The organism is Kitasatospora sp. NPDC088346, assembly GCF_044740765.1.
Taxonomy (GTDB): domain Bacteria; phylum Actinomycetota; class Actinomycetes; order Streptomycetales; family Streptomycetaceae; genus Kitasatospora.
In genome coordinates this window covers 265,809-291,278 of the sequence record NZ_JBIURH010000001.1, presented here as the reverse complement: position 1 = coordinate 291,278, position 25,470 = coordinate 265,809, and the positions used below count along the sequence as shown (strand labels likewise).

Sequence of the window (25,470 nt, the reverse complement as noted above, 5' to 3'; positions counted from 1 at the left end):
ACCGGCGCCGGCCCGCGGTCAGCTGTGCCGGCCCCTGCGGCGCCGGGCGGCCCAGAGCGCCGTACCGCCCGCGACCAGCAGGCCGCCCGCGGCCGCCCCGGCCGGCAGCAGCGGGCCGCTGCCGGTGGACGGGAGCGGGTGGTGCGTCCGGCTCGCGGACGGGCTCACCACCGGCCGGCCACTGCTGTGGCTCGGGTGCGGAGTGCCGGACGTCGGCTCGGACGGGCTCGGCGACGGCGTCGGACTCGGCGAGTCCGACGGGCTCGGCGACGGACTCGGGCTGGCCGAGTCGGACGGGCTGTTGGACGGCGACGGCGACGGGCTCGGGAAGTCCGGCAGGTCCCCGTTGAAGGGGTAGTCGTGCACCTCGACCCCGCTCCGCGCGGAGTCGTGGACGAGGTTGCCCGCCAGGTAGACCCGGCCGTCCAGCCCGGGCGTGGACAGCGTGGTGGTGCCGGCCGGGTTCCCGCCGAGCACCGAGCCCTGGAACTGGGCACCGCCGGTGATCCTCGCCGTGGCGGCGGCCGGGAAGTTCCACATCAGCTTCGGGCCGAGCGCGGTGAGCTGGTCCCCGGGCAGGGCGGACCCGGTGTTGGTGTTGATCAGCACGTCCGCCGCCGCCAGGTTGACCAGCACGGTCGCCCCGGCCGGGATGCCGGTGAGGACCAGGTCCACGGCCCGGCCGGCGGTGCCGATGTCGCCCGGCACGTCGAAGACCTGCCGGGCGCTGGTGCCGTCACCGGCGAAGGTCACGGTGAAGCCGTCCGAGCGGACCGTCCCGGTGGTGGTGGCCCTCGCGATGCAGGTCGACAGCGCGGTGAGGTACGGGCGCAGCGCCGTGTACGCGTCGCCCGCCGTGTCGTCCTGGAGCGAGCGCCCGTTCGGGGCGATGCCCACGGTGCCGGTGCTGGTGCCTCGGTGGCGCACGTTGCCCCAGGCGGACGGGGCGGCGGGGAACGCCGGGTCGCCCTCGCCGACCAGCAGGGTGGTCCCGGTGGCCACGGTGAGGTTGCCGCCGGTGGTGACGAAGTCGGTGCCGTCCGGCGGGGGGACCCGGGAGCCGACCCCGGCGACGCCCATGTTGTACGAGCCGCCGCCGGTCTTGTCGACGCTGATGTCGCCGAGCACGACGATCCTGCCCTCGGCCTCGGCCGCGCGCCCCCGGACGCTGAAGTCGCCGCCGGTGAAGACGCTGATCGAGGCGTCCCGGCCGGCGAAGGGCCCGTTGTTGTGTCCCGGGAAGGGGTCGGGGCAGGCCGAGCCGGTGCACGCGCCGAGCGGGGGCGGCAGCGGTGCGGCGCCGATCAGGGCGGCGACCCCGATCAGCGGGGCGGTCAGCCCGGTCACCACCGCGACCCGGCGCAGGGTCGTAGTCGGCCGGCGCCGCGGTCGGGCGGGCGGGCGGGTCCGTGCTGGCAAGGGGTGTCTCCGTTCGGGTGCGGGGGTGTCCACGGTCGTCCCCACCACATGCCGCCGCGCCCCCGCACCGGCGGGTGCCACGCCCCGGGCGCCCGCCGGATTCAGCCGCCCGGCCGCACCAATCTTCGACCGGCCGGGACCTACCGAACGGACGTACGGGCAGGTGATGCCACTGCCCGATGCGGCCGGGGACGCGTGGGCACGGGCGGGTAGGTTGGTTCCGCCGAGGACGGCCGGGGGAGGACTGGGGAGGGAGCGGCATGCCGAACGGGACCGAGGAACGGGCGCCACTGGCGATCGTGGCCACCACCGCGGAGGTGCTCGGCCATCCGGACGCCCACCGGAGCCTGCTGAACCAGGTCGAGCGGGACCGGGCCGACCGGTTCCGGCTGGAGTCCAGCCGGCGGGACTTCATCGCCGCGCACATCCTGGTCCGGCTCTGCGCCGCCCGGCTGCTGGGCCTGCGGCCCGGTGAACTCGCCTTCGAGCAGCACTGCCCCGGCTGCGGCCTGCTCGGCCACGGCCGGCCGCGGCTGGCCGACCGGCCGGACGTCTGGCTCAGCCTCTCGCACACCGAGGGCGTGGTCGCGGCCGCGGCCGGCCGGGTGCCGGTCGGCGTCGACGTGGAGGTGCTCACGCGTCCCGCCCCCGACCCGGGCCTGCTCGCCCGGGTGCTCACCGCGGCCGAACGGGCCCAGGTGGCCCGGCACCCCGAGCCGGACCACGCCTTCCTGCGGCAGTGGGTGCGCAAGGAGGCGCTGATCAAGGTCGGCCGGACCACCCTCGACAGCCTGGCCGAACTCGACCTCTCCGCAATGCCGTTGAGCGGGACGGACGGCCCGGCCGACGCCGTCCACCCCTTCGAGGACCTGTACGTCCTGGACCGCACCGACCGGCTGCGCGGCGCCGTCGCCGCCGTCGTCAGCGCGGTTCCGGCGGTGGTCGGGACGGCCTGACGGGGCGCCGCCCGGCCCGCGGCCGCCGGATAAGCGGGTGTTAGCGTGCTGCCGCCCCTGTGTCCCACCGCCCCCGCGGCGGCTCTTTCGCGCGTAAGGAATCCCCGCCCCATGGCCAAGCTCCTGCTGAGCCTGCACGTCCTGGTCTCGGTCCTGTTCATCGGCCCGGTCGCGGTCGCGGTCAGCATGTTCCCGCCCCGGGCCCGGGCCGCGCTCGCCGCCGGCCCCGAGCAGGCCACCGCGGCCGCCTCGGTGCGGCTGCTGCACCGGATCACCAACGTCTACGCCCTGCTCGGGGTCGCCGTCCCGGTCCTCGGGGTGGGCACGGCCCAGGTGATGGGCGTCATCGGCCAGCCCTGGCTGATCGTCTCCATCGTGCTCACTGCGCTGTCCGCCGGCACGCTGCTGCTCTTCGTGGTGCCCGCGCAGCAGGCCACCGTGGACGCCCTGGACGCCGCCGACCCGGCCGGCGAGGACCACGCCCGGGCCGAGCGCTCCCTGCGGCTGCTGCCGATGACGGCCGGGGTGTTCAACCTGCTGTGGGCCGTCGTGGTGGTCATGATGGTGATCCGCCCCGGTTCGACGACCGGCGCGTAGGCCCCTCCCCGACCCCGACGGACCCGCCGTGCCGCCCACCCCGAACGCTCCCGTGATCCGCTGCGACGTCCCCGGGTCCTTCGCCCGGGCCGTCTTCCACGAACGCCACCCCGCCCTCCTGCGGCAGGTCCTGGCGGCGCTGCCCTACGGGCCCGCCCAGCGGGCGGCCCTGCGGCGGCTGCTCGCCGAGAGCACCTCCGGGGAGCTGACCCCGCCGGACCCGCACTGGCCGGACCACGCCCGCTGGCTGGCCTGGGGCGCCGGCATGTGGGGGCGGCCGTGGGGCGAGGCGCCGTTCCTGTGGGCCGAGAGCTGGTTCTACCGGCGGCTGCTGGACGCCACCGGGTACTTCCGGCCGGGCGCCTGGCAGGGGGTGGACCCGTTCGCCCCGTTCAAGAGCGCCGAACTGGCGGGCCCGGCGGTGGACGCGGAGCTGGCCGCGCTCGCCACCCTGCCCGAGGACGGCCGCGCGGACGCCCTGCTGACCTCCGCCCTCTGGGGCAACCGCGCGGACCTGAGCTTCCGGATCACGGCCGGTACGGACGACGGCCCGACCACCGGCGGCCTGCTGGTCGACGACCGAGCCGTGCTGTGGGACGCGCTGGCGGCCGCCGCCGGCGGCCGGGTCTGCGTGGTCGCCGACAACGCCGGACCGGAACTGCTGCCGGACCTGCTGCTGATCGACCACCTGCTGGCCCACGGGTCGGTGGGCTCCGCGGTCCTCTTCGTGAAGCCCCAGCCGTACTTCGTCTCCGACGCCACCATGGCCGACGTACTGGCCACCCTCGAACGGCTGCGCGCCGCACCGGGACCGACCGGCGCACGGCTTCGGCGGGCGCTCGCTGACGGCACCCTGGAGGTGCGCACCCACCCGTTCTTCTGCGCCCCGCTGCCGTACCACGACCTGCCCGCCGACCTGCGGGCCGAGTTCGCGGGCGCCGCCATGACGATCCTCAAGGGCGACCTGAACTACCGACGGCTGGTGGGTGACCGGCACTGGCCGGCCACCACCCCCTTCGCCGACACCGCCGCGCACTTCCCGTCCCCCGTGACGGCCCTGCGCACCCTCAAGTCCGAGGTCGCCGTGGGCCTCCCCGCCCCGCTGGCGGCCCGCCTCGACCGCACCGACCCGACCTGGCGCACCGGCGGACACCACGCCGTGATCCAGTCGCACCCGACCACCTGACGCCGGCCCCCTCCCGCTCCCTCGCGACAGCGCGGGCCGCGGCGGGGCTCGGCGCGGCGCCACCGACCGGGCGGTCGCCGGCTCGGCTCGGCTCGGCTCGGCGGGCCGCGGCTACCCGGCGACCGCCCGGTCGGTGGCGCCCCGCACCTCCAGGCCGTCGAGCAGCCGGGCGGTCGCCTCGGCGACGGCCTGCACCGCCTCCTCGAAGACCTCCCGGTTGTGCGCGGCGGGAGCGCGGAAGCCCGAGATCTTGCGGACGTACTGGAGCGCGGCGGCCCGGATGTCCTCGTCGCTGACGTCGAGGGCCATCGGCGGCCTGAGGGTCCTGATGCTGCGGCACATACCCCCAGTCTGCCGCGCGGCCCCGCGCTTCACGCCCGGCGGGGCAGCACGACCCCGGCCCGTTTCACCGCCCGCGCGACGATCGCCGTCTCCACCCGGTCGACCCCGAGCGGCCCGAGCGTCTCGGTGGTGAACCGGTAGAGCCCGCCGTGGTCGGGGCAGAAGACCGCCGCCATCAGGTTGGCCGGGCCGCTCGTCGCCAGCACGCCGTGCACCTGCGGGTGCCCGGCCAGCGCCTCGCCCACCGCGGCCAGCCGCCCCGGCGGGACGCCCAGCCAGAGGTTGGCGTCGACCGCCATGCCGAGCAGCCGCGGGTCGACGGTGGCGTGCGTCCGCAGCAGGCCGCCGGCCGCCAGCCGGTGCAGCCGCCGCCGGACGGTCGATTCGGGTGCCCCGGCCGCCGCGGCCAGCGCCGCGTGGGACTGCCGGGCGTCGACGGCGAGCGCGGCGAGCAGCCGAAGGTCGAGCCCGTCGGGCTGCGGTGCCGGCGTGCTCGGGGGCGGCGGGGCGAGCGCGGCCTCCTGGGCGGGCGTCAGCCCGCCGGCCCGCCACCGGCCGGCGTCCGCGAACAGGTGCAGCACCGCGTGCGCGGAGGTCTCCACCACGGCGCCGGTGGCGGGCAGTTGGCTGTGCAGCAGGCGGTCCCGGGCGCCGTCCCCGGCCAGCACCACGGCGCCGACCTCCTGGCCGCCGAGCATCACGTCGACGAACGGCACCTCGGGCCGGGCCGCCAACGCGTGCGCGATGGTGTCGACCTTGCCCTTGAGCACCCGTACCCGCAGCAGCACCGCGCCGATCGCCGCCTGTCGGGCGTCCGGCATCAGCACCACCCGGACCAGCCCCGACCCGGTCAGCCGGGCCAGGCGGCGGGTGACGGTACGGGCCGAGACCCCCAGCACCTCCGCGATCCGGCCCGGCTCGGCCCGGCCGTCGACCTGGAGGGCGCAGACCAGCCGCCGGTCCAGCCCGTCGAGCACGGTGGCGGTATCCGCCGTCCCACTGTCCATGGTGTCCGATCTCCGCAGTATCCGGCCCACCGAGCGGCTCACTCGGGCACGGTCACGGTACTTCTTGTCCGGTCGGGAGCACGACCGCCGACCCCACCGCGAAGGAGAACGGACATGACGATCCGCACCGAGACCGTCGAGGCGCTGCACGCCGTCGGGCGGCACCTGGTGGCGGGCCAGGGTCCCGAACCGGTGAGCGCCGCCACGGTCGCCGAGGCGATGGCGGCGTTCGGCGCCGTCGACGGCCCGGCCGCCGGACTGCTGCGCGAGCGGCTGACCGGCCTGCGGCCCACGGCACGGTGGTGGGAGGACGAACTGGCGGACGACGTCCCGGTACGGGGCGAGTGGTGGGTCTGCGACGCCACCGACGGAGCCGTCCAGTACCTCAGCGGGCTGCCGCACTGGGCGGTCACCGCCACCCTGCTGGCGGACGGCGAACCGGTGCTGTCCGTGGTGCACGGCCCCCTGCAGGGGCTCACCTACGACGCCGTACGCGGTGGCGGCGCCCGGCTGAACGGCCGCCCGGTGGCACCGCTCCCCCGGACGCTCGCCGCCTCGGTCGCCGCGACCGCCCAGCCGCCGCTGGTGGCGGGCGACCCGGTGGCGCTGCGCCGGGCCGGCGAGTCGCTGTCCGCGGTGCTCCCCCGGGTACTGGCCGTACGGAACCTGGGGCCGACCGCGCTCCAGGTCGCCCACGTCGGGTCGGGCCACCTCGGCGCGTTCTGGGAGTACGGCCGGGACGCCACCAATCTGCTCCCCGGCGCGCTGGTCGCGCGAGAGGCGGGCGCCGTGGTGACCGACGCCCGAGGTCGGCCGTGGACGCCCGGCGCGGACGGCTTCGTCGCCGCCGCGCCGTCCCTGCACCGGGACCTGCTGGACGCCCTCAGCCGGGTGGCGTGAGGCCGAACAGCCCGGCGGCGTTGTGGTGGCAGACCGCGCGCAGCCAGTCCTCGCCCAGGTCGAGCCGCGCCAGTGCGTGCAGCGCGTGCGGGTAGCCGTACGGGATGTTCGGGAAGTCGCTGCCGAACAGCACGCGGTCCCGGAGCGCGGCCAGACGCGGCAGTTCGGCGGGCGGGAAGGGGGTGGTGCGCTCGGTGAAGTCGGTGAACACCATGGTGGTGTCCAGGTGGACGGACGGGTGGCGTTCGGCCAGGTCGAGGAAGTCGGTGTACTCCGGCAGCCCCAGGTGCGCGACGATCAGCCGCAGCCGCGGATGGCGGCCCAGCAGTGCGCCGATCGGGCCCGGTCCGGTGTGCTTGCCGGGCGCCGGACCGGAGCCGCAGTGCACCACCACCGGCGTGCCGGACTCGGCCAGCAGCCCCCAGACCGGGTCCAGCAGCGGGTCGTTGGGGTCGTACCCGCCGACCTGGACGTGCGCCTTGAACACCCGGGCGCCCCGCTCCAGCGCCGCCGCCGCGTACCGCCCCGCACCGGGCTCGGGGAAGAAGGTGGCGGTGTGCAGGCAGTCGGGCGTGCGGTCGGCGAACCCGGCGGCCCAGCCGTTCAGCCAGGCGGCCATCTCCGGCTTGTGCGGGTAGAGCATCGAGGTGAACGCCCGGACGCCGAACTCCCGCAGGGTGTCCACCCGTTGCTGCTCGTCGTGCCGGTAGGCGATCGGCCACGGCCGGCCGGTCAGCGGACCGGCCGCGTCGAAGTACGCCCAGACCTTGGCCAGCACCCGTTCCGGCATGAAGTGGGTGTGCACGTCGATCAGGCCGGGCAGGCCCAGCTGCGTCCAGAACGAACGGACTTCGGCAGCCTCGCTGCCGGCCGCGACGCGCACGTCGGTGCCGGTCACGGGCGGGCACGGCCGATCACGGCCCCGGTGTCGACCCCGGTGGGCAGGGTGCCGAAGGCCCCGCCGTGGTCGCCGCCGAGCCGGGAGGCGCAGAAGGCGTCGGCCACCGCGGGGTCGCCGTGGCGGACCAGGAGGGCGCCCTGGAAGGCGAGGGCCATCGACTCCACCAGGCGCCGGGTGCGGTACTCGACCTCGGCGGTGTCCCCGAGCTGCTTGCGCAGCGCCGTGACGGCGGCGTCGAGCCGGCGGTCGGCGCCGGCGGCGAGGTCGAGCTCGCCGAGGAACGCCTCGACCGTCTCGGGGCGCCGGGCCATGGCGCGCAGCGCGTCGAGCGCGGCCACGTTGCCGGAGCCCTCCCAGATGGAGACCAGCGGCGCCTCCCGGTAGAGCCGCGGCATGCCCGACTCCTCGACGTAGCCGTTGCCGCCCAGGCACTCCAGGGCCTCGGCCGCGTGGCCGGGGCCGCGCTTGCAGACCCAGTACTTGGCGACGGCCAGGCCGAGCCGCCGCACCAGCACCTCGCCGGCGTCACCGCCGAGCGCCCGGTCGGTGGCCTCGGCCAGCCGCATCGCGACGGCGGTGGCCGCCTCGGACTCCACCACCAGGTCGGCCAGGACGTTGCGCATCAGCGGCTGGTCGATCAGGGCGGCGCCGAACGCCCGCCGGTGGGTGGCGTGCTGGATCGCCCGCACCGCGCCGTAGCGCATGCCGGCGGCGGCGCCGATGGTGCAGTCCAGCCGGGTCATGTTGACCATCTCGATGATGGTCGGCACCCCGCGGCCCTCCTCGCCGACCAACCAGCCGGTCGCGCCGTCGTACTCGATCTCCGCGGAGGCGTTGGACTTGTTGCCGAGCTTGTCCTTGAGCCGCTGGAGCAGCAGCCGGTTGCGGCTGCCGTCCGGCAGCACCCGCGGCAGCATGAAACAGCTGAGGCCGCCGGGTGCCTGGGCCAGGGTGAGGAAGAGGTCGGACATCGGGGCCGAGGTGAACCACTTGTGCCCGGTGAGCCGGTACGTGCCGTCGGCCTGCGGGACGGCGGTGGTGGTGTTGGCCCGGACGTCGGAGCCGCCCTGCTTCTCGGTCATCGACATGCCGGCGATCAGTCCGCGCTTGCCGTGCGGCTCGCGCAGCCCGAAGTCGTAGCTGCGGGCGGCGAGCAGCGGCTCCAGCCACGCGGCCAGCTCCGGGGTGGCCCGCAGGGCGGGGACGGCGGCGTAGGTCATGGAGATCGGGCAGGTGTGGCCGGCCTCGACCTGGCTCCAGACGTGGAACTTGGCCGCCCGCGCGGTGTGGGCGCCGGGGCGGTCGTCGCGCCAGGGGGCCGCGTGCAGGCCGTGGCCGACGGCGACGCCCATCAGCTCGTGCCAGTGGGGGTGGAACTCCACCTCGTCGATCCGGTGGCCGTAGCGGTCGTGGGTGCGCAGCACCGGCGGGTTCTCGTTCGCCAGCCGGCCCCATTCGGCGGCCTGCTCGGAGCCGGCCAGCACGCCGAGCTCGTGCAGCTCGGGTTCGGCCCAGCCGGCGCCGGCCCGGTGCAGGGCGGCGAGCAGGGTCGGGTCGGCGGCGACGTCGTGGCCGTACGGCGCGGGCACCTGGTTGGTGACCTCGTGGGTGGCGGGCATCAGCCTGTTCTCCTCGGTTCGGCGGGAGGTGCAGCGGGATGGGGTGCCCGGGGGGGCGGGGCGGGCCTCAGCCGGCCCGGTCCCGGTCGGGTTCCCCGAGGGCGCGGAGGGTGAAGGAGACCAGGGCGGGGATGACGTCGTCCGGTCGGCTGCCGCCGGCGGCGAGCGGCCCCACCAGTGCCTCGCCGACCGCACCGACCAGCGCGGCGGCGGTCAGCGCCGCCTCCTGCGGGGGGAGTTGGCCGTCGGCCAGCGCCTCGGAGATCTGCGCGGCGAACAGGTCGCGGAAGGCCTGGCGGAAGACCAGCCGCTCGGCGTCGACCACGGCGTCGGCCGGTTCGGCGAGCAGCGCGTAGGCGAGCCGCGGCGCCCTGAGCGCCCGGGCGGCGAAGGTCTCCACGATGGCGGCCATCCGGCGGTGCGGGGTGCTCTCGCGGCCGACGGCCTCGGTGACGGCGGCCAGTTCGCGGCCGACCGTGAGGCGGAAGAGCTCCACGGAGAGCTCGGCCTTGCCGGCGAAGTGCTGGTACATGGAGCCGGTCGCGATCCCGGCCCGGTGCGCGACGGCGGCCATCGAGCAGCCGCCGTAGCCGCGTTCGGACAGCAGCTCCACGGCGGCCAGCAGCACGGCCTGGCGCTGGGCGTCCAGCCTGGCCTGGACGGCGGGGGTTCGTCGGTATGCCACGTAAGAATTGAACCATTGATTCAGTTCTTTCGACAGGGCGCACCCCCGGGCGTCCCCCGCGGGCGTCCCCGGGCGTGCCGAGGGCCACCCGCCGGAGGGGTGCGGGTGGCCCTGGCCGCGGTGGGGCCGGTTACGGCCGGGGCAGCACGCAGCCCGCGAGGGTGAGGTCGAGCCGGTTGCCGGGCGCGAAGCAGGCCGGGATGCCGTAGGTCTCCTGGGCGTAGTTGATGCCCTTGCGGACGGTCACCGCGCCGCTCTGGTCGACCTCGCACGGGTTGTTCTCGGTGCAGCGCTCGCCGTCCTCGTTGCCGGTGTTGTTCACGGCGGTGACCATGCCGGTGGCGGTGTCGACGACGGGCGAGCCGGAGGTGCCGCCTATGGTGTTGCAGCTGGAGGTGTAGCGGACCGAGTCCTTCCAGGTCCAGCCGCCCTCCTTGAGCCGGTAGACGAAGCCGTCGGCGTTGCAGGAGTAGATCTTCTTCCAGTAGCCGGAGACCACCTTGATCGAGGCGCCCTGGGTGGGGTGGTTCGGCGAGATGGTCAGCGGGCTGATCCCGTACCGGGACTGGATGCTCGCGTAGGTGCTGGTCAGCTGGTAGATCGACACGTCGGTGTCGGTCATCGTGCCATAGACGATCCTGTTGGCGCGGACGGTGCCGAGGCTGCTCCCGGAGGAGCTCAGCAGGGTGAAGCTCCGGGAGGAGGAGCGGTTCACGATCACCTGGCCCGGGGCGGGCATGCCGGTTTCGAGGCAGTGCCCGTTGGACAGGATCAGGGCCGGGTCCGAGGCGGTGGAGTTGGGGAGCCGCACCAGGGAGCCGGAGCAGTTGCTGAGCGCCACCGTACCGGCGAAGTTGACGGCGACGGAGGCGCTGGCCGACGCGGGGGCGGCACCGGCCAGGGCGGTGGCGCCGGAGAGCACCAGGGCAGCGCAGGACGCGCCGATGAGCGGCTTCTTCATGGGAGGGCCTCTCGGTGTGGGGGTCCTCGTAATTTGACGCGGGCATGACGATGTGTCAAGACCGTCGCACGGCACGACCCGCGAACACCCCGAGGCCCGACCGGCCGTCAGCCGCGGCGCCAGTGCCGGCGACCGACGCCGATCAGCAGCAGCCTGGTCCGGATGGTGGCGGCCACCGCCTCCTCCCCCTCCGGCCCGGCCTCCAGGAAGGCCGTCGCCGTGGACACCAGCAGGTCGACGTAGAGTTCGGCCAGCATCCGGACGTCCGCCACGGGCCACCCGGCGGAGACCGGCTGGGCGGCCAGCGCCTCCGCCACCTCGTCGGCGAAGCGGCGCAGTTCGGCCGCGATCGCCTCCCGCACCGCCCGCACCCCGCCATGCCGCTCACGGGCCAGGAAGCGGACGTGCGCACGGTGCTCCCGGACGTGGGCCGCGACCACCTCCACCGCCCGGTCGATCAGCGCCTCCGGATCGCCGTCCCGCCCGCCCTGCTCCGCGAACACGCCGCGGATCATGCCGTGCAGGCTGGCCAGCGACTCCTCCACCAGGGCGACGCCGAGCTCGGCCAGGCCCGGGAAGTGCCGGTAGAAGCCGGCCGGGGACATTCCGGCCTCCCGGGTGACCTCGCGGACCCCGAGCCCGCTGAGGTTCTGCCGCTCCAGCAGGTGCAGGCCCGCGTCCAGCAGGGCGCGCCGGCTCTGCTGCTTCTGGGCCTGACGGACCCCCACACCGCTCTCACTGTGACTCACATCATTCAGTAAACAACTGTTTGCCGAGCCTGGGAAGCGTAGAGTGGAGAAGTCAGCGAACAACTGTTAGCTGAACTGTCGCCGAAAGGCTCGTCATGCTTCTCGTCGCCCTTGCCGCCGTCGGCATCCTCGCCGGATCCGCCGCCCGCCTCCCCCTCCCGGCCTTCCTCGCCGCCGCCGGTGCCATCGCCGCCTGGCTGCTGCTGTTCGGCGCCCGCGAGCACCTGCCCCGCTCCCACCGGCACTGACCGACCACCGAGGAGAGTCCCGCCATGAACGCCATGCACGCCGTGAACGCCACGCACGCCGCACACGCCGTCGACGCCACCCCCACCGCCCGCCGCAGCCGGGGCGAGGCCGACCAGATGGCCGTCGCCTCCTTCGTCCTCGGGCTGCCGGGTCTGCTGGTCCTCAACCTGGTGCTGGGCCCGATCGCCATCACCCTCGCCACCCTCGCCCTGCTGCGCGGTACGGCACGCCGGGGGCGAGCCCTGCTCGGGCTCGCCCTCGGAGTGACCGACCTCGTCCTGCTGGCGGTGTCGGTGGTGGCCGGCCACGGGATGCTGCTCCAGTTCGGCGGCTGATCCACGGCGGTCCGGCTCCGCCGGTGGGCGCCGCCCACTTCTGGTCGGCCGCGCCGGTGCAGGTCCAGATCCGGGCCCTGGCGCCGTTGGCGGAGCTGTTCCCGGTGGCGTCCAGGCGCTTGCCGAGGGCGCGCACGGTGCCGTCCGCGCCGTCGCCACTGTCCGAACGCAGAGCCCGGAGCGCTTCCCGGGGTGCTCGTTCGGGAGGTGACGGGACGACAGTTCGGAGAGGTTCGCACCGGTCAGCCCGGACGGCCCCGGCCCGCGGGGCCCGACCGGTCAGACCGTCAGCGGCCGGATCGCGGTGGGGGCGTGGCCGGGCTCGGTGGCCAGCTCCTCCCACTCATTGATCGCGTCGATGCCGGCGCCGCCCATCGAGATGTTGGTGACGCGCTCCAGGATGGCCTCGACCACGACCGGGACGCGGTGTTCGGCGGCCAGCTTCCTAGCCTCCTCGAAGGCGGGCAGCAGCTGGTCCGGCTCGGTGACCCGGATCGCCTTGCAGCCCAGGCCCTCGACGACCTTGACGTGGTCGACGCCGTAGACGCCCAGCTCCGGGGAGTTGATGTTCTCGAACTCCAGGTTGACCTGGAAGTTGATGTCCAGGTTGCGCTGCGCCTGGCGGATCAGGCCCAGGTAGGCGTTGTTCACCAGGACGTGGACGTAGGGGATCCGGTGCTGGGCGCCGACCGCCAGCTCCTCCAGCATGAACTGGAAGTCGTAGTCGCCGGAGAGGGCGACGACCGGGGTCTGCGGGTCCGCGGTGGCGACCCCGAGCGCGGCGGGGATGGTCCAGCCCAGCGGGCCGGCCTGGCCGCAGTTGATCCAGTGCCGCGGCCGGTAGACGTGCAGCATCTGCGCGCCGGCGATCTGGGACAGGCCGATGGTGGTGACGTAGCGGGTCTCCGGACCGAAGGCCCGGTTCATCTCCTCGTACACGCGCTGCGGCTTGAGCGGCACGTCGTCGAAGTGGGTGCGGCGCTGCAGGGCGGCCTTGCGCTCCTGGGTGGATGCGGCCCACGCGGTGCGGTCGGGCAGCCGGCCCTCGGCCTTGAGCTCCCCGGCCACCTCGACGAACAGCTCCAGGGCGGCCTTGGCGTCCGAGGCGATGCCGAGGTCCGGGGCGAAGATCCTGCCGAGCTGGGTCGGCTCGATGTCGACGTGGACGAAGGTGCGGCCCTTGCGGTAGACGTCCAGGGCGCCGGTGTGGCGGTTGGCCCAGCGGTTGCCGATGCCGAGGACGAAGTCCGACTCCAGCAGGTTGGCGTTGCCGTAGCGGTGCGAGGTCTGCAGGCCGACCATGCCGGCGTTCAGCTCGTGGTCGTCGGCGATGACGCCCCAGCCCATCAGGGTGGGGATGACCGGCGTGTCGGTGAGCTCGGCGAACTCGACCAGCAGGTCGGCGGCGTCGGCGTTGATGACGCCGCCGCCGGCGACGATCAGCGGACGCTCGGAGGCGAGCAGGAAGCCGATCGCCTTCTCGATCTGGGCACGGGTCGCGGCCGGCTTGTAGACCGGCAGCGGCGCGTAGGTCTCCGGGTCGAACTCGATCTCGGTCAGCTGGACGTCGATCGGCAGGTCGATCAGGACCGGGCCGGGACGGCCGGAGCGCATCAGGTGGAAGGCCTGCTGGAAGACACCGGGGACCTGCGCGGCCTCCAGGACGGTGGTCGCCGCCTTGGTGACCGGCTTGGCGATCGACGCGATGTCGACGGCCTGGAAGTCCTCCTTGTGGAGCACGGCGGTGGGCGCCTGGCCGGTGATGCACAGGATCGGGATCGAGTCCGCGATCGCCGAGTACAGGCCGGTGATCATGTCGGTGCCGGCCGGGCCCGAGGTGCCGATGCAGACGCCGATGTTGCCGGCCTTGGCCCGGGTGTAGCCCTCGGCCATGTGCGAGGCGCCCTCGACGTGGCGGGCGAGCGTGTGGCGGATCTCCCCCGAGGCCTTGAGGGCCGCGTAGAACGGGTTGATCGCGGCGCCCGGCACGCCGAACGCGACCTCCACGCCTTCGCGCTTGAGGATCTCCACTGCCGCGCGGGCGGCTGTCATACGAGGCATCGGGTTTCTCCTGCGTCCGGCCCGAGGTGGTCGGGGGCTCTTCCGTCCGGCGGACCGTCAACCCTGACGTTTCCACGATGCGGAAGAATAGTTTTGGTATGCGAAAGCAAAGTAAGCAGCTGCCCGCACGGCCGTCAAGGGGGGTCGGGTCGCACCACGGCCGCCGACCCGGCGCCCGGCCTTGGCGGGGGCGGGCGGGACGTACACGTACCGGACGGGCGGGGCCCACCCGTCACACCTGCCGGTCCGGGACGGCCACAATGGGTGCAGGGGGTGCCGCCGAACGGGGACGAGGACACCATGGCCCACATCGCCGTGAGCGCACTGAGCCACGAAGGACTGGTGCGCGAACACAACGAGGACAGCCTGGCCATCGGCCCGTGGACGCTCTGCGCGACGGTCACCGAGAGCCCGCAGACGATGCTCTTCCCGCTCGGCACGCCCTGCCTGGTCGCGGTCGCCGACGGGCTCGGCGGGCACCCCGGCGGCGAGGTCGCGAGCGCCCTGGTGGCCCGCCGGCTGGCCGCCCTCGCACCGGGACTCGGTGACCCGGACGCCGTCCGGGAGGCCCTGCTGGCCTGCAACCGGGAGGTCTTCGAGGCCACCGAGCGGTCGCCGGAACTGACCGGTATGGGCACCACGGTGGCCGGCCTGGTGGTGACCGCGACGGAGGTGATCGTGTTCAACGTCGGCGACAGCCGGGTGCTCGACGCCACCGGTGGCGAGCTGCGGCGGCTGAGCACCGACGACAGCCCGCCACCGCCGCCCGGGCGGCGCACCACCAACATCGTCACCCAGACGCTGGGCGGCTCGGTCTCCCCCCGCACGGTCGAGCCGCACCTCGTGGTCCACCCGCTGCCCGCCGCCGGTGCCCGCTACCTGGTCTGCAGCGACGGCCTCACCGACCCGCTGCCGGACGAGGAGATCTCCGGCATCCTGGCCCGGCACTCCGACAGCACCGCCGCCTTCGAGCTCTGGAAAGCCGCGATCGACGCGGGCGGGCCGGACAACATCACCCTCGCCCTGGTCTCCGTCCACCACGACGAGTAGCCCCGCGACCGGCGGGCCCGGGGCCGCCCTGGACGCGGCACGTAGAATTCGACGAGGATCGAAAGAGCTGACACATCATCATCTCTTCGCCCACGGCACCCGACGCGCGCCGTGGCCGCACCGAGGGGGAGCCCGCAGATGACCGAGGTAGGGATACGCCCGACCGACCCCGAGACCGGCACCCCGGCCGGGTCCACCACCCGGCCCGGCGCCGAGCCGCCGCACGGACGCCGGCGGGCGGCCCGCCGCGCGGCGGCCGTCCTGCTCGGCGCCTGGCGCCGGCGGCCGGTCCCCGAAGGCCGGCCCGTCCAGGAGAGCGACTACCGCTGAGGCTCAGGCCACCTGCGCGTCCGACGAACGGCAGGTGGTGCACCCGCCGTGCTGCTCGACCGAGTGCCGCTGCGCGGGAACCCGCACCATCCCGACCGGCCGCCCCACCACGCCGTCCCCCGCGCCCACGGCGCACCCCACCGCACGCGAGCGCAGCCACTCCGGGTCCAGCAGCAGGCTCCGCTCACGGGCGAAGGCCCGCAGCAGGTCGTCGTACGCGTAGCGGCCCGGCGCGGGCGCGGCCAGCAGGTGGGCGTCGACCAGCCGGTCGAGCAGCGGCTCGACGGCGCCCGGCGACTCCTCCAGCAGCTCGGCGGCGTCCGCCAGCCCGACCGTCCGCCGCTCCGACCAGGCCAGCACCCGGAACGCCCGGGCGGTGGCCTCGTCCAGCGCGTCATGGCTCAGGGCGATGCTGCTCCGCACGTCCAGCGCGCCGATCCGCAGCTCGTCGAAGAGGCGCCCGCGCACGGCCAGCCGGTCGGCGAGCGCCCGTACGCTCCAGGCCGGCCGGGCCACCAGGCGCGCGGCGGCGGCCCGGACGGCCAGCGGCACCCGGCCGCAGAGCGTCACCACGTCCGCGACCGCCCGCGGGTCCGCCGCCGCCCGCTCGGCGCCCACGATCCGTCCGAACAGCAGCCCCGCCTCGCCCTCCGCCGGCACCCCGACGCCCACGTGGCGGGCACCGGGCAGGTCGGCGAGCACCCCACGGCTGGTGACCAGCGCCCCGGCGGCCGGGTCGGCCGGCAGCAGCGGGCGGACCTGGGCGCTGTCACGGGCGTCGTCCAGCACCACCAGAACCCGGCGCCCCGACAGCACCGAGCGGTAGAGCGCGGCGCGCGCCCCCAGCCCCGCCGGCACCGCGTCGCGCGCGACGCCCAGGGCGAGCAGGAAGGACCGCAGCACCGCCGCGGGCTCGGCCGGCACCGGGTCGGTGCCGCCGAGCTCGGCGTAGAGCACCCCGTCCGGGAAGTCCGCACGGACGGCTTGCCCCGCGTGCACCGCCAGGGCGCTCTTCCCGATGCCCGGCTGCCCGGACACCGCGACCACCGCGGGGCAGCTGCGCGGTGCCCGCAGAAATCCCGAAACCTCCCCGAGCTCCGCCGCACGACCGGTGAAATCGGCGACGTCCGGCGGCAGCTGGTGCGGGGTGACGGTGAATTCCTCGTCCGGTGATTCGACCACGACCGGCTCGTCCCGGAGAATGACCCGGTGCATTTCCCGGATATCCGCGCCCGGCTCGACACCGATCTCGTCCAGCAGGGTCCGGCGGACCTCCTGGTAGACGCCGAGCGCCTCGGTGCGGCGGCCGCTGCGGTGCAGCGCGGCCATCAGCTGCGCCCAGAACCGCTCCCGTTCGGGGTGCTCGACGGTGAGCGCGCGCAGCTCGGCGACGACCGCCGGGTGCCGGTCCAGCCGCAGTTCGGCCTCGACCCGCGCCTCCACGGCGTCCAGCCGGCCCTCGTTCAGCCGGCCCGCCTCGACCTGGTGCAGCGCGTCGGAGGGCACGTCCGCCAGGGCCGGACCGCGCCACAGGCCGAGCGCGGCCCGCAGCAGTTCGGCCGCCCGCTCGTGGGCGCCCTCGCGCAGGGCGGCCTCGCCCTTCGCACGCAGCACCTCGAACCGGCTCGCGTCCAGCTCGCCCGGCGCCACCTCGATCAGGTAACCACCCTCCCTGGTCTCGATCCGCTCGCCGGCCTCCCCCAGGCCGCGGCGCAGCCGCATCACGTAGTTGCGCAACGTGGTGGAGGCGCTCGGCGGCGGCGAGAAGTTCCAGATGGTGTCGGCCAGGACATCCGCCGGAACCACCTGACCCGGCCTCAGCAGCAGGGCCGCGAGCAGCACTCGCTGCTTCGCGGCCGGGACGGCGCGCACACGGCCGCCGTCCCGGACCAGCAGCGGACCAAGGACGCAGAACTCCATCAACCCGTTCCCCCTCCGGGGTCCGTCCGCCCGCAGGGGCGGGCGCGGACCACCGTTAGTCGATCATCACCTCCGTTGTATCCGGCTGACGGGTTGTCCAGCGGGGGCCGGCCCGCCGGTCAATCAATGACGGACAATCAGTGCCCCGAAGTGTCGGGTTTGCGCGGATCCGGAACGGCCGGGATACCCGCTCAGTTCTCGCGCGGGAAGGCGCACGCCGCCCGGGCCGCGACGGCCAGCTCGGCGGCGCCGAGCTCCACCCGGGCCAGTTCCCCGACCGTGCCGGGCCGGTAGAGCCGGACGTCGACGGTGTCGGTCGGGCCCTCGCCCCCGAGGCAGGCGACCGCCATCACCGGGATCCCGCCGCGCTCGGCGAGCTCGCTGCGCACCGGCCCGAGCCGCCACGGCGAGGAGAAGCCGGAGTCGGACTTGGCGACGAACCCGATCTGCTGCCACTTCGGGCCCGGGGCGGCCGCACCCGCCGGGGTGAAGAACCCCGCGAAGCCGACGATCCCCAGGTCCGTCCCGGTCGCCCCGAGATCGATCGTGTCCGAACCGGAACCCGGCTGCGAGGCGGTCATCGAAATGGAGGAGGGCACTGGCGAACCGCCCTGGCACATTTCCGGCTGCATACCCTTGGGGGGATTTCCGTGAATGACACCGGAGGAGATCACCCCGCCACCGCTCACCTTGAACCAGCGCATGTCCGGCGTGTTCGAGGTCATGTCCTTGATCACGTCCCCCAGACAGAAACCGCTGAACGAGACCGCGCACCCGGGCGGGTACTCCGCGATCGAGTCGGCGTTCAGGCTCGGCCCCTGCCGGACCCGGGTGACCGTGCCGTAGGTCCGCCCGGTGAAGGCGACCGGACCGGAGTACTCGGCGCACGGCGGCACCACCATCGAGGCGGCCGGGGCGGAGCTGCCACCGGTCAGCCTGGGCAGCACCAGCGCGGAGACGCCGATGGCCACCGCCAGCACCACCGCGGCGAGCACGGCGGGCCAGCGGCGCGAGCGGCCGGGCTCGGCCGGGTCGCCCGCACCGTCCGAGGGGGATCCGAGCTCCGCCTCCTCGCCGTTCTCCAGCGCGTCCTGCGCCGACGGGGTGACCGGTACCGACGAGGCGGCCGGTACGGGCTGTGCGGGCTGTGCCTGCGGTGCGTCCTGCGCCGGTCCCGGGCTCGGTGCCGGGGCCGGCTCCGGTATCGCCTCGGCGGCGGGCTCCGGCTCCGGGCGGGCCGGGGGTTCACCGCGCGCGGCGGCCAGCTCCCGGTCGAGCTCATGCCAACGCTGTTCCCAGCGGTCGACGTCGCCGCCGCAGGCGCCCACGTAGGCCAGCGTGACCTCCAGGCTCGGCTGGCGCACGCCGCCGGCCGCGTCGCTCAGGGTGGTGGCGCTGAAACCGGCCCGTCCGGCCAGGGCGCGGTAGGTGGGGCTGCCCGCCTCCTCGCGCACCTCTCTCAGGTCGTAGGCGAACGCCTGCAGTGGGCCTTCGGTCGGATCGATGGGGCGGGGCTTGCGAGCCAACGCGTCTCCTAGCCTCTACTCGAACTCGCCGCAGCGGTAGGACAGTCGGGGATGCCCGACCGCACGGCGCAACCTGACGAGGGCAACCTACAAGTCTCCCCGTCAGCTTCCGTGCACCGGCCGGTACCTGACCCACCCCCAGAACGTCTGCGGCGGGAAACGACAAGGGTGCGCCGGTGGGACATTGTCCCACCGGCGCACCCTTTGTCCGGACGGCCGATCAGTCGCGGCCACGACCTCCGAGGACACCGTCCTCGATCCGGTCGTACCCGCCGGGAGCCCGCAGCCGGGCTCCCCGTCCTCTCTGACCTGTCCGTTCCCCCGTACCGGCCGCACCGGTCACCGACCGGTCCGGCCAAGCCGCCCCGTACTGGCGACGTGCTGCCGGATCGCCCCGTGCCGATCGGTCGCAGCGCCGCCGGTACCCATAGTGGAGGACCGGCGTATCGCCGCCGTCGCGCGACGGTATCCCGGGGCCGCACACCCGGGCGTCCGCGCGGAGACGGGCAGGAGGCCGGCAGGAAACCGCCGGCGGACAGGCAGGAGCCCGGCAGCGGACGCACGCACCCGAACGGCCCGGCCCGCCGGAGCGGCCCGGACCGCCGAGCGGTGCCGTCAGAGCTTGAAGAGCTGGGAGAACGGCTGGACCAGCCGCTCCTGGCGCGAGCCGAAGTCGACCAGCACGGCGATCTCGCCGTCACCCTCGACCGCGATGGCCCGACCGAGTCCGTAACGGTCGTGCGAGACCCGGTCACCCACGGCGAACCGCTTGGGGACCGGCTGGACAGGAGCCTTGAAGGGACTGGTGGGCAGGTGTCGCCGGGCTGCGGCTGAATTCGTCATCTTCGCCAGTATGCGCCCCTGGGAATGCCGCCGCGCCATGTGCGCGGGCATCGGAGTTGAATAGTTATCCGGATCTTGAAGCCGTCGGGGTGAACCTCGGACGCCGCCGATGATCGCTGACGTACCGTCAGGTCCGTCCTCGCGGGCCCGCCGCCCGCTCACCCGTCCGGGCGGACCGCCGCGTCCGGGCGCGCGGGCGGCCCCGCGTACGGGGCCGCGCACGGGGCCGCGCGGGCGCCCGGCAAACTGGTGGGCCCGCGATCACCCGATCCGGCCCCCGGCCTGCTACAGTCGGTACCAGTTGCAGTTTTGGTTCCCATGAACTTTGTGTGCGCCTGTTGGCTTGTGACCGACAGGCGCATTTTTGTTTCCCGGTCTTTGTTCTCCCGGGCGGGTCATCATCACGGCGACGCGAAACCAGCGCAGTGCGGGTTTCGACAGTCCCTGAAGGAGATTCTTTAAATGGCTAATGGCACCGTGAAGTGGTTCAACTCGGAAAAGGGCTTCGGCTTCATTGAGCAGGAGGGTGGCGGCCCGGACGTGTTCGCCCACTACTCGAACATCAACGCCAGCGGTTTCCGTGAGCTGCTCGAGGGCCAGAAGGTCGAGTTCGACGTCACGCAGGGCCAGAAGGGCCCGCAGGCGGAGAACATTCGCCCCCTCTAATTCTTGCCGCTGCACCGGCACCCGCCCGCGCAGCCGGGGCCCGCACCGCGTACTTGCACGGTGTGGGCCCTTTGGCATGTCGCGGGGCGCTGCGCTCGACGCCGCCCCGCCGCCGCCCGTTTTCGGCCCGTTCTTGCGATGTCCCGGCGCGTTGTCGCGCCGCGGAGCCTTCCCGGGAGACGCGCCGCCCCAAGGAAGGCTCTCGTATGGTCAGTTCCAACCGTCCGTCCTACCGGAGTTCCGGCACCGGCTCGCGCGCCGGCGCCCGGAGCGGCTCGCGCCCCGGAGCGCGCTCCGCAGGCGGCTCGGGCCACCGGCCCCGCAGCTCCGGTCAGACGGAGTTCGCGCTGCCGGTCAGCACCACCCCCGCCCTGCCCGCCGTCGAGTCCTTCGACGAGCTGGACATGCCGCAGGCGCTGCTCACCACGCTGACCCGGCAGGGCGTGACCGCGCCGTTCCCGATCCAGGCCGCCACCCTGCCGAACTCGCTGGCCGGGCGCGACGTGCTGGGCCGCGGCCGGACCGGTTCCGGCAAGACCCTCGCCTTCGGCCTCGCGCTGCTGGCCCGCACCGCCGGCCACCGCGCCGAGCCGTGCCGCCCGCTGGCCCTGGTCCTGGTCCCCACCCGCGAGCTCGCCCAGCAGGTCACCGAGGCGCTCACGCCGTACGCGCACACCGTGCGGCTGCGGCTCGCGACCGTGGTCGGCGGCATGTCGATCAGCCGCCAGGCCCAGGCGCTGCGCCGTGGCGCCGAGGTCGTCGTGGCCACGCCCGGCCGGCTCAAGGACCTCATCGAGCGGGGCGACTGCCGGCTCGACGAGGTGACCGTCACCGTCCTCGACGAGGCCGACCAGATGGCGGACATGGGCTTCCTGCCGCAGGTCACCGAGCTGCTGGAGCAGGTCGCCGCGGACGGGCAGACGATGCTGTTCTCCGCGACCCTGGACCGCAACGTGGACCGGCTGGTCCGGCGCTTCCTGAAGGACCCGGTCACCCACTCGGTGGACCCGTCCGCCGCCGCCGTCAGCACCATGGAGCACCACGTCCTGCACGTGCAGAGCTCCGACAAGAGCGCGGCCATCACCAACATCGCCGCCCGCGAGGGCGGCGTGATCATGTTCACCGACACCAAGCACGGCGCCGACCGCCTGGTGCAGGACCTGCTCGCCAGCGGCGTACGGGCCGCCGCCCTGCACGGCGGCAAGTCCCAGCCGCAGCGCACCCGCACCCTGGAGCAGTTCCGCACCGGCACCGTGACCGCGCTGGTCGCCACCAACGTCGCCGCCCGCGGCATCCACGTGGACGGCCTCGACCTGGTCGTCAACATCGACCCCCCGGGCGACCACAAGGACTACCTGCACCGCGGCGGCCGCACCGCCCGCGCCGGCGAGTCCGGCACCGTGGTGACCCTGGTCCTGCCCAACCAGCGGCGCGAGGTCGCCCGGCTGATGGCGACCGCGGGCATCACCCCCAACTCCGCACGGGTGCACTCCACCGACGCCGAGCTGGCCAGGATCACCGGCGCCCGGGAGCCCAGCGGCGTCCCGGTGGTCATCCCCGACCCGGTGATCGAGCGGCCCCGCCGTTCGGCGGCCGCCAACCGCAACCGCCGCGGCCGCCCGGCCCACCCCGGCCGCACCGCCGCGGGCACCCCCGGCGGCTCCTCCGGCGCCCGGACCGGCACCGCCCGCCGCACCGGCGGCGGCCAGCCGCCCCGCTGACACCCGGCAGCACCGGACGGCCGCTCCCCGCCATGGGGGCGACCGTCCGGGCCCCAGGCACGCCCCCGTCCCACTCCCGGCCCGCGGCCTACTCCCGTCCCGCGGCCGCCTCCGCGGGACGGGCCCGCAGCAGCAGCCTCGCCGGCAGGCCGGTGGCCACCAGGGCCAGCCCCACCGCCGCCGCGGCCAGCGGCAGGGCCGTGCCCACCGGCACGTACGGCGCACCGCCGGTGAGACCGCGGGCGATCGGCACCAGCGTCGTCCAGGCGATGGCGGCCCCCATCAGCAGACCGGCGGCGGCCACCAGCAGCGCCTCCCAGCGGAGCATGCCGCGGACCTGGCGCCGGGTGGTTCCGGCCAGCCGGAGCAGCGCCACCTCACGGCGGCGGTCCAGCACCGTCATCACCAGGGTGTTGGCGGCCGAGACCGCCGCGAACCCGCCGAGGACGGCGGCCATCACCCGGTTCGCCCAGGCGCCGAGCTCCAGGTCCCGGTCCGCCTGCGCGGTGTACCCGGCGCGGTCGGTCACCGCGAGCCCCGGGATCCCGAGCCGCTCCAGCCCGGCGGCCACAGCCGCCCGGTCCGCGTCCGGCCGCTCCCTGACCAGCAGTTGGGAGTCGAAGCCCCCGGCGACGTGCCCGGCCACGGCCGCCCGCGGCAGCAGCACCTGGCCGAACCCCAGCCCGCGCCGGTAGGTCGCGACCACCGTCGGGCGCACCTCGGTCCCGTCCCCCAGCCACAGCGGGAGGCGGTCGCCGACCCGGACACCGGCGCCGTCGGCCAGCATCGCGTCCACGGCGACGGTGTCGGGCGACCGTCCGAGATCGCCCAACGAGCCCTCCCCGACCCCGAGATCGAGCACCCGGGGCAGGGCCGCCGGATCGCCGGAGACGCCGAGCGCCGTCACCGGGTCGAGCGCGTCGCCGGAGCGCTGGAGCACCCCGGTGCGCAGCAGACCGACCGCCGCGTCCACACCCGGCAGCCGGGCCGCCTGCCCGACGGCCGTCGACGGCAGTCCGGGGCCGGTGGAGGACACCACCCGGTCGGCCACCACACCGTCCCTGATCTGCCGCCCCGTGGCGTCGGCGAGGGTGGACTGCAGGAACAGCAGCGTCCCGCAGAACGCCGTCACCATCACGATCGGGGTGATCGCGGATGCCAGCCGGCGGGCGTTCGACCGGGCGTTGGCCGCGGCCAGCGCACCGGGTGCGCCCGCCGCGCCCGCCCGCAGCGGACCGCCGATCAGGGTCGTGGCCAGCCGGGCCAGCAGCGGCCCGAGCAGCGCGACGGCGACCAGGAAGCACATCACCACGCCGAGGGCGAGGTTCGCCGCCCTGGTCCCGCTCTGTCCGGCCGCCAGCGCGGCCAGGACCACACCGCCGACCAGGACCGACACCCCGAACACGGTCCGGACCGGGCCGGGGCCGGGGCGCTCCACCGCGGCGTCGCCGAGCGCCAGGGCCGGCCTGGCCCGGGCCGGCCGGCGGGAGGCCAGGTGACCGGCGGTCAGCGCGGCCAGCAGTCCCAGCCCGACGGCCGCCGCCATCGGGATCACCCCGACGTCCAGCGACACCCCCGCCGGAACGGCGCCGCGCTCCACCAGCTGCCCGAACCACCAGCGGGCCAGCGCCAGTCCGGGCAGGACGCCGATCGCACCCGCCACCGGCGCCACCAGGACGGCCTCGGTGGCGACCGTCCGGCGGATCTGCCGCGGCGTCGCACCGATCGCCCGCAGCAGCGCCATCTCGCGGGCACGCTGGCCGACCGCCAGGGCGACCGTCCCCATCACCACGAACACCGCCGTGATCGCGGCCGTCCCGCCGAACGAGCCGCCGAGACCGGTCAGGACCTCCTTGCCGGGCGCGAGGCCCTGCTCCTCCGCCTCGCCCCGCGCGTCCCCGGTCAGCACCCGGGCCTCCCCGGCCACGGCCTGCCGCACCTCGGCCGCCAGGACGGCGGTGGCGACGCCCTCGCGCGGCTGCACGGTGATGGCGTCCGCCCGGCCGGGGTGGCCGGACAGCAGGTCGGCGGCGCCGTCCGCGAACCAGACCGTGCCGGGGGACCGTGCGGTGTCCGGGGCCGCCGCCACGCCGGAGATCCGGTACGCGGCCGAGCCGCCGGGCGCCGTCAGGGTGAGGGCGTCACCGGGCGCCAGGTGCGCCGCGGCGGCGGTGCCGGCGTCCACCAGCACCTCGCCCGCGCCGGGCGCGCGGCCCGCGCCGACCTCGGTGTCCGCGAGGTTGCGGCCGGTCAGCGGCCGCAGGTCGGAGAGCACCGGGAAGGACAGGTCGGGCAGGGCCGCGGCCACCCCCGGCCGGGCCGCGATGCGGGCCGCCAACCCGCCGTCCACCCGGGCCCGTTCGGGCAGCGCGGAGCTCACCTCCTCGGTGTCCTCCCCGCGGTCGACGCTGATCCGCGCGTACGGGTCCGCGGCGACCACCACCGGAGCGGCCGCGTACCGTACCGGGGCGACGTGCGCGGTGATCCCGGTCTGCAGCAGCGTGCCGCAGGCGGTCATCACCGCGACGGCGAACAGCAGGGCGACGAAACCGCCCGCGAAGGACGCGGGCCGAAAGCGCACGGAGGCCCGTGCCAGACCGTTCGTCATGCCGCCGCTCCGGTGGCGTACCGGCCGGCGGACGTCAGCGCGGCCATCCGGTCCGCGACGGTCTGCGGGTCCGGCCGCCACAGCTCACCGGCGAGCGAGCCGTCGGCGAGGAAGAGCACCCGGTCCGCGTGCGAGGCCGCCACCGGGTCGTGGGTGACCATCACGACGGTCGCCCCCATCGAGTCGACCACACCCCTCAGCAGGCCGAGCACCTCCCGGGCGCTGGTGGTGTCCAGCGCGCCCGTCGGCTCGTCCGCGAACACCACCTCCGGGCGGGTGATCAGCGCCCGGGCGATCGCCACCCGCTGCTGCTGCCCGCCGGACAGCTGCCCCGGCCGCCGGCGGCCGTGCTCGGGCAGCCCCACCCTGGCCAGCAACTCCTGCGCCTGCCGGCGGTCCCTGCGCACGCCCGCGAGGCGCTGGGGCAGCAGCACGTTCTCCTGGACGGTCAGCGACGGCAGCAGGTTGAACGACTGGAAGACGAATCCGATCCGGCTGCGGCGGAGCCTGGTCAGCTGGTTCTCGTTCAGCCGGGTGATCTCCTCGCCGCCCAGCAGCACCTGGCCGCCGGTCGGCCGGTCCAGCCCGGCCGCGCACTGCAGGAAGGTGCTCTTGCCCGAACCGGACGGACCCATCACGGCGGTGAAACTGCCCGACGCCAGCACCAGGTCGATCCCGCGCAGCGCCTGCACGGCACCCGGCCCGCGGCCGTAGCAGCGCCGGACCTGGCGCAGTTCCACGGCGGGGCGGGAGGCCGGCCGCCGCTCGGGCTCGGGGTGGGGGCGGGGGCTGCGCCGCAGTTGCATGGTGTCCCTTCCTGCGCTGGTCAACGACCCTGT

Annotated in this window: 24 protein-coding genes and 1 pseudogene; 10 read left to right on the top strand and 15 right to left on the bottom strand. The window is 74.9% G+C overall.

Features of this window, described 5'->3' with window-relative positions; genetic code table 11:
- Positions 1-18 precede the first annotated feature (18 nt).
- Complete coding sequence (locus ACIOFR_RS01295) at positions 19-1,419, bottom strand: choice-of-anchor A family protein (RefSeq protein ID WP_400991550.1); 1,401 nt, start codon at positions 1,417-1,419, stop codon at positions 19-21.
- Between the two features lie 260 nt (positions 1,420-1,679).
- On the opposite strand from ACIOFR_RS01295, the gene ACIOFR_RS01290 reads away from it, so the two are divergent.
- The 3 genes from ACIOFR_RS01290 to ACIOFR_RS01280 all read left to right on the top strand — a co-directional run bounded on the left by ACIOFR_RS01290 (position 1,680) and on the right by ACIOFR_RS01280 (position 4,158).
- Positions 1,680-2,375 (top strand): 4'-phosphopantetheinyl transferase family protein, encoded by a 696-nt coding sequence (locus tag ACIOFR_RS01290; RefSeq protein ID WP_400991549.1) that lies wholly within the window; start codon positions 1,680-1,682, stop codon positions 2,373-2,375.
- 111 nt (positions 2,376-2,486) lie between these two features.
- Entirely contained in the window at positions 2,487-2,972 is a 486-nt protein-coding gene (locus ACIOFR_RS01285) for a DUF2269 family protein (RefSeq protein ID WP_400991548.1), read from the top strand.
- Between the two features lie 28 nt (positions 2,973-3,000).
- Positions 3,001-4,158 (top strand): damage-control phosphatase ARMT1 family protein, encoded by a 1,158-nt coding sequence (locus ACIOFR_RS01280; protein ID WP_400991547.1) that lies wholly within the window; start codon positions 3,001-3,003, stop codon positions 4,156-4,158.
- A 111-nt stretch (positions 4,159-4,269) separates the two neighbouring features.
- On the opposite strand, the gene ACIOFR_RS01275 is transcribed toward ACIOFR_RS01280, so the two are convergent.
- Both ACIOFR_RS01275 and ACIOFR_RS01270 read right to left on the bottom strand, forming a co-directional pair.
- Positions 4,270-4,500: a DUF2277 domain-containing protein gene (locus ACIOFR_RS01275; RefSeq protein WP_400991546.1), complete on the bottom strand. Its 231-nt coding sequence runs from the start codon at positions 4,498-4,500 to the stop codon at positions 4,270-4,272.
- Positions 4,501-4,529: 29 nt separating this feature from the next.
- Positions 4,530-5,507 carry an Lrp/AsnC family transcriptional regulator gene (locus ACIOFR_RS01270; RefSeq protein ID WP_400991545.1) on the bottom strand — a complete coding sequence of 326 codons (978 nt, stop codon included), beginning with the start codon at positions 5,505-5,507 and terminating at the stop codon, positions 4,530-4,532.
- A gap of 114 nt (positions 5,508-5,621) precedes the next feature.
- Between ACIOFR_RS01270 and ACIOFR_RS01265 the strand changes: the two genes are divergently transcribed.
- A complete protein-coding gene (locus ACIOFR_RS01265) occupies positions 5,622-6,407 on the top strand; it encodes an inositol monophosphatase family protein (RefSeq protein WP_400991544.1) in 786 nt (261 codons plus the stop codon).
- On the opposite strand, the gene ACIOFR_RS01260 is transcribed toward ACIOFR_RS01265, so the two are convergent.
- From ACIOFR_RS01260 to ACIOFR_RS01240, 5 genes are all read right to left on the bottom strand, one after another.
- Entirely contained in the window at positions 6,391-7,305 is a 915-nt protein-coding gene (locus ACIOFR_RS01260; protein ID WP_400991543.1) for an amidohydrolase family protein, read from the bottom strand. The genes ACIOFR_RS01265 and ACIOFR_RS01260 overlap by 17 nt on opposite strands.
- Positions 7,302-8,927: an acyl-CoA dehydrogenase family protein gene (locus ACIOFR_RS01255; RefSeq protein WP_400991542.1), complete on the bottom strand. Its 1,626-nt coding sequence runs from the start codon at positions 8,925-8,927 to the stop codon at positions 7,302-7,304. The genes ACIOFR_RS01260 and ACIOFR_RS01255 overlap by 4 nt, the downstream gene beginning before the upstream one ends.
- A 67-nt stretch (positions 8,928-8,994) precedes the next feature.
- On the bottom strand, positions 8,995-9,612 hold the full coding sequence (locus ACIOFR_RS01250) for a TetR/AcrR family transcriptional regulator (RefSeq protein ID WP_400991541.1): 618 nt from the start codon (positions 9,610-9,612) through the stop codon (positions 8,995-8,997).
- Positions 9,613-9,742: 130 nt separating this feature from the next.
- Complete coding sequence (locus tag ACIOFR_RS01245) at positions 9,743-10,573, bottom strand: serine protease (protein WP_400991540.1); 831 nt, start codon at positions 10,571-10,573, stop codon at positions 9,743-9,745.
- A gap of 107 nt (positions 10,574-10,680) precedes the next feature.
- Entirely contained in the window at positions 10,681-11,322 is a 642-nt protein-coding gene (locus ACIOFR_RS01240; RefSeq protein ID WP_400991539.1) for a TetR family transcriptional regulator, read from the bottom strand.
- 95 nt (positions 11,323-11,417) lie between these two features.
- On the opposite strand from ACIOFR_RS01240, the gene ACIOFR_RS01235 reads away from it, so the two are divergent.
- Both ACIOFR_RS01235 and ACIOFR_RS01230 read left to right on the top strand, forming a co-directional pair.
- The gene (locus tag ACIOFR_RS01235; RefSeq protein WP_400991538.1) at positions 11,418-11,570 is read left to right on the top strand and encodes a hypothetical protein; all 153 of its coding nucleotides are present in this window, start codon (positions 11,418-11,420) and stop codon (positions 11,568-11,570) included.
- 33 nt (positions 11,571-11,603) lie between these two features.
- Entirely contained in the window at positions 11,604-11,906 is a 303-nt protein-coding gene (locus ACIOFR_RS01230; protein ID WP_400992108.1) for a DUF4190 domain-containing protein, read from the top strand.
- Positions 11,907-11,913: 7 nt separating this feature from the next.
- On the opposite strand, the pseudogene ACIOFR_RS01225 reads toward ACIOFR_RS01230, so the two are convergent.
- Positions 11,914-12,036, bottom strand: a pseudogene (locus ACIOFR_RS01225) (RICIN domain-containing protein); the annotation flags it as partial.
- A gap of 149 nt (positions 12,037-12,185) precedes the next feature.
- Positions 12,186-13,967: a glyoxylate carboligase gene (gene gcl, locus ACIOFR_RS01220; protein WP_400991537.1), complete on the bottom strand. Its 1,782-nt coding sequence runs from the start codon at positions 13,965-13,967 to the stop codon at positions 12,186-12,188.
- A gap of 300 nt (positions 13,968-14,267) precedes the next feature.
- Between gcl and ACIOFR_RS01215 the strand changes: the two genes are divergently transcribed.
- Both ACIOFR_RS01215 and ACIOFR_RS01210 read left to right on the top strand, forming a co-directional pair.
- Positions 14,268-15,017 carry a PP2C family protein-serine/threonine phosphatase gene (locus tag ACIOFR_RS01215; protein ID WP_400991536.1) on the top strand — a complete coding sequence of 250 codons (750 nt, stop codon included), beginning with the start codon at positions 14,268-14,270 and terminating at the stop codon, positions 15,015-15,017.
- A gap of 138 nt (positions 15,018-15,155) precedes the next feature.
- Entirely contained in the window at positions 15,156-15,347 is a 192-nt protein-coding gene (locus ACIOFR_RS01210; RefSeq protein WP_400991535.1) for a hypothetical protein, read from the top strand.
- Positions 15,348-15,350: 3 nt separating this feature from the next.
- Here the strand turns inward: ACIOFR_RS01210 and ACIOFR_RS01205 are convergent, their stop codons facing one another.
- The 3 genes from ACIOFR_RS01205 to ACIOFR_RS01195 all read right to left on the bottom strand — a co-directional run bounded on the left by ACIOFR_RS01205 (position 15,351) and on the right by ACIOFR_RS01195 (position 19,636).
- Positions 15,351-17,267, bottom strand: coding sequence for a BTAD domain-containing putative transcriptional regulator (locus tag ACIOFR_RS01205; protein ID WP_400991534.1), 1,917 nt, complete (start codon positions 17,265-17,267; stop codon positions 15,351-15,353).
- A gap of 191 nt (positions 17,268-17,458) precedes the next feature.
- On the bottom strand, positions 17,459-18,793 hold the full coding sequence (locus ACIOFR_RS01200) for a helix-turn-helix domain-containing protein (protein ID WP_400991533.1): 1,335 nt from the start codon (positions 18,791-18,793) through the stop codon (positions 17,459-17,461).
- A 615-nt stretch (positions 18,794-19,408) separates the two neighbouring features.
- Complete coding sequence (locus tag ACIOFR_RS01195) at positions 19,409-19,636, bottom strand: hypothetical protein (protein ID WP_371496870.1); 228 nt, start codon at positions 19,634-19,636, stop codon at positions 19,409-19,411.
- Positions 19,637-20,098: 462 nt separating this feature from the next.
- Between ACIOFR_RS01195 and ACIOFR_RS01190 the strand changes: the two genes are divergently transcribed.
- A complete protein-coding gene (locus tag ACIOFR_RS01190; protein WP_350636871.1) occupies positions 20,099-20,302 on the top strand; it encodes a cold-shock protein in 204 nt (67 codons plus the stop codon).
- Positions 20,303-20,508: 206 nt separating this feature from the next.
- Positions 20,509-22,023, top strand: a complete 1,515-nt coding sequence (locus ACIOFR_RS01185) for a DEAD/DEAH box helicase (protein ID WP_400991532.1) — start codon at positions 20,509-20,511, stop codon at positions 22,021-22,023.
- A gap of 88 nt (positions 22,024-22,111) precedes the next feature.
- Here the strand turns inward: ACIOFR_RS01185 and ACIOFR_RS01180 are convergent, their stop codons facing one another.
- Complete coding sequence (locus tag ACIOFR_RS01180; RefSeq protein ID WP_400991531.1) at positions 22,112-24,631, bottom strand: ABC transporter permease; 2,520 nt, start codon at positions 24,629-24,631, stop codon at positions 22,112-22,114.
- Positions 24,628-25,437, bottom strand: coding sequence for an ABC transporter ATP-binding protein (locus ACIOFR_RS01175; RefSeq protein ID WP_400992106.1), 810 nt, complete (start codon positions 25,435-25,437; stop codon positions 24,628-24,630). The genes ACIOFR_RS01180 and ACIOFR_RS01175 overlap by 4 nt, the downstream gene beginning before the upstream one ends.
- Positions 25,438-25,470 lie beyond the last annotated feature (33 nt).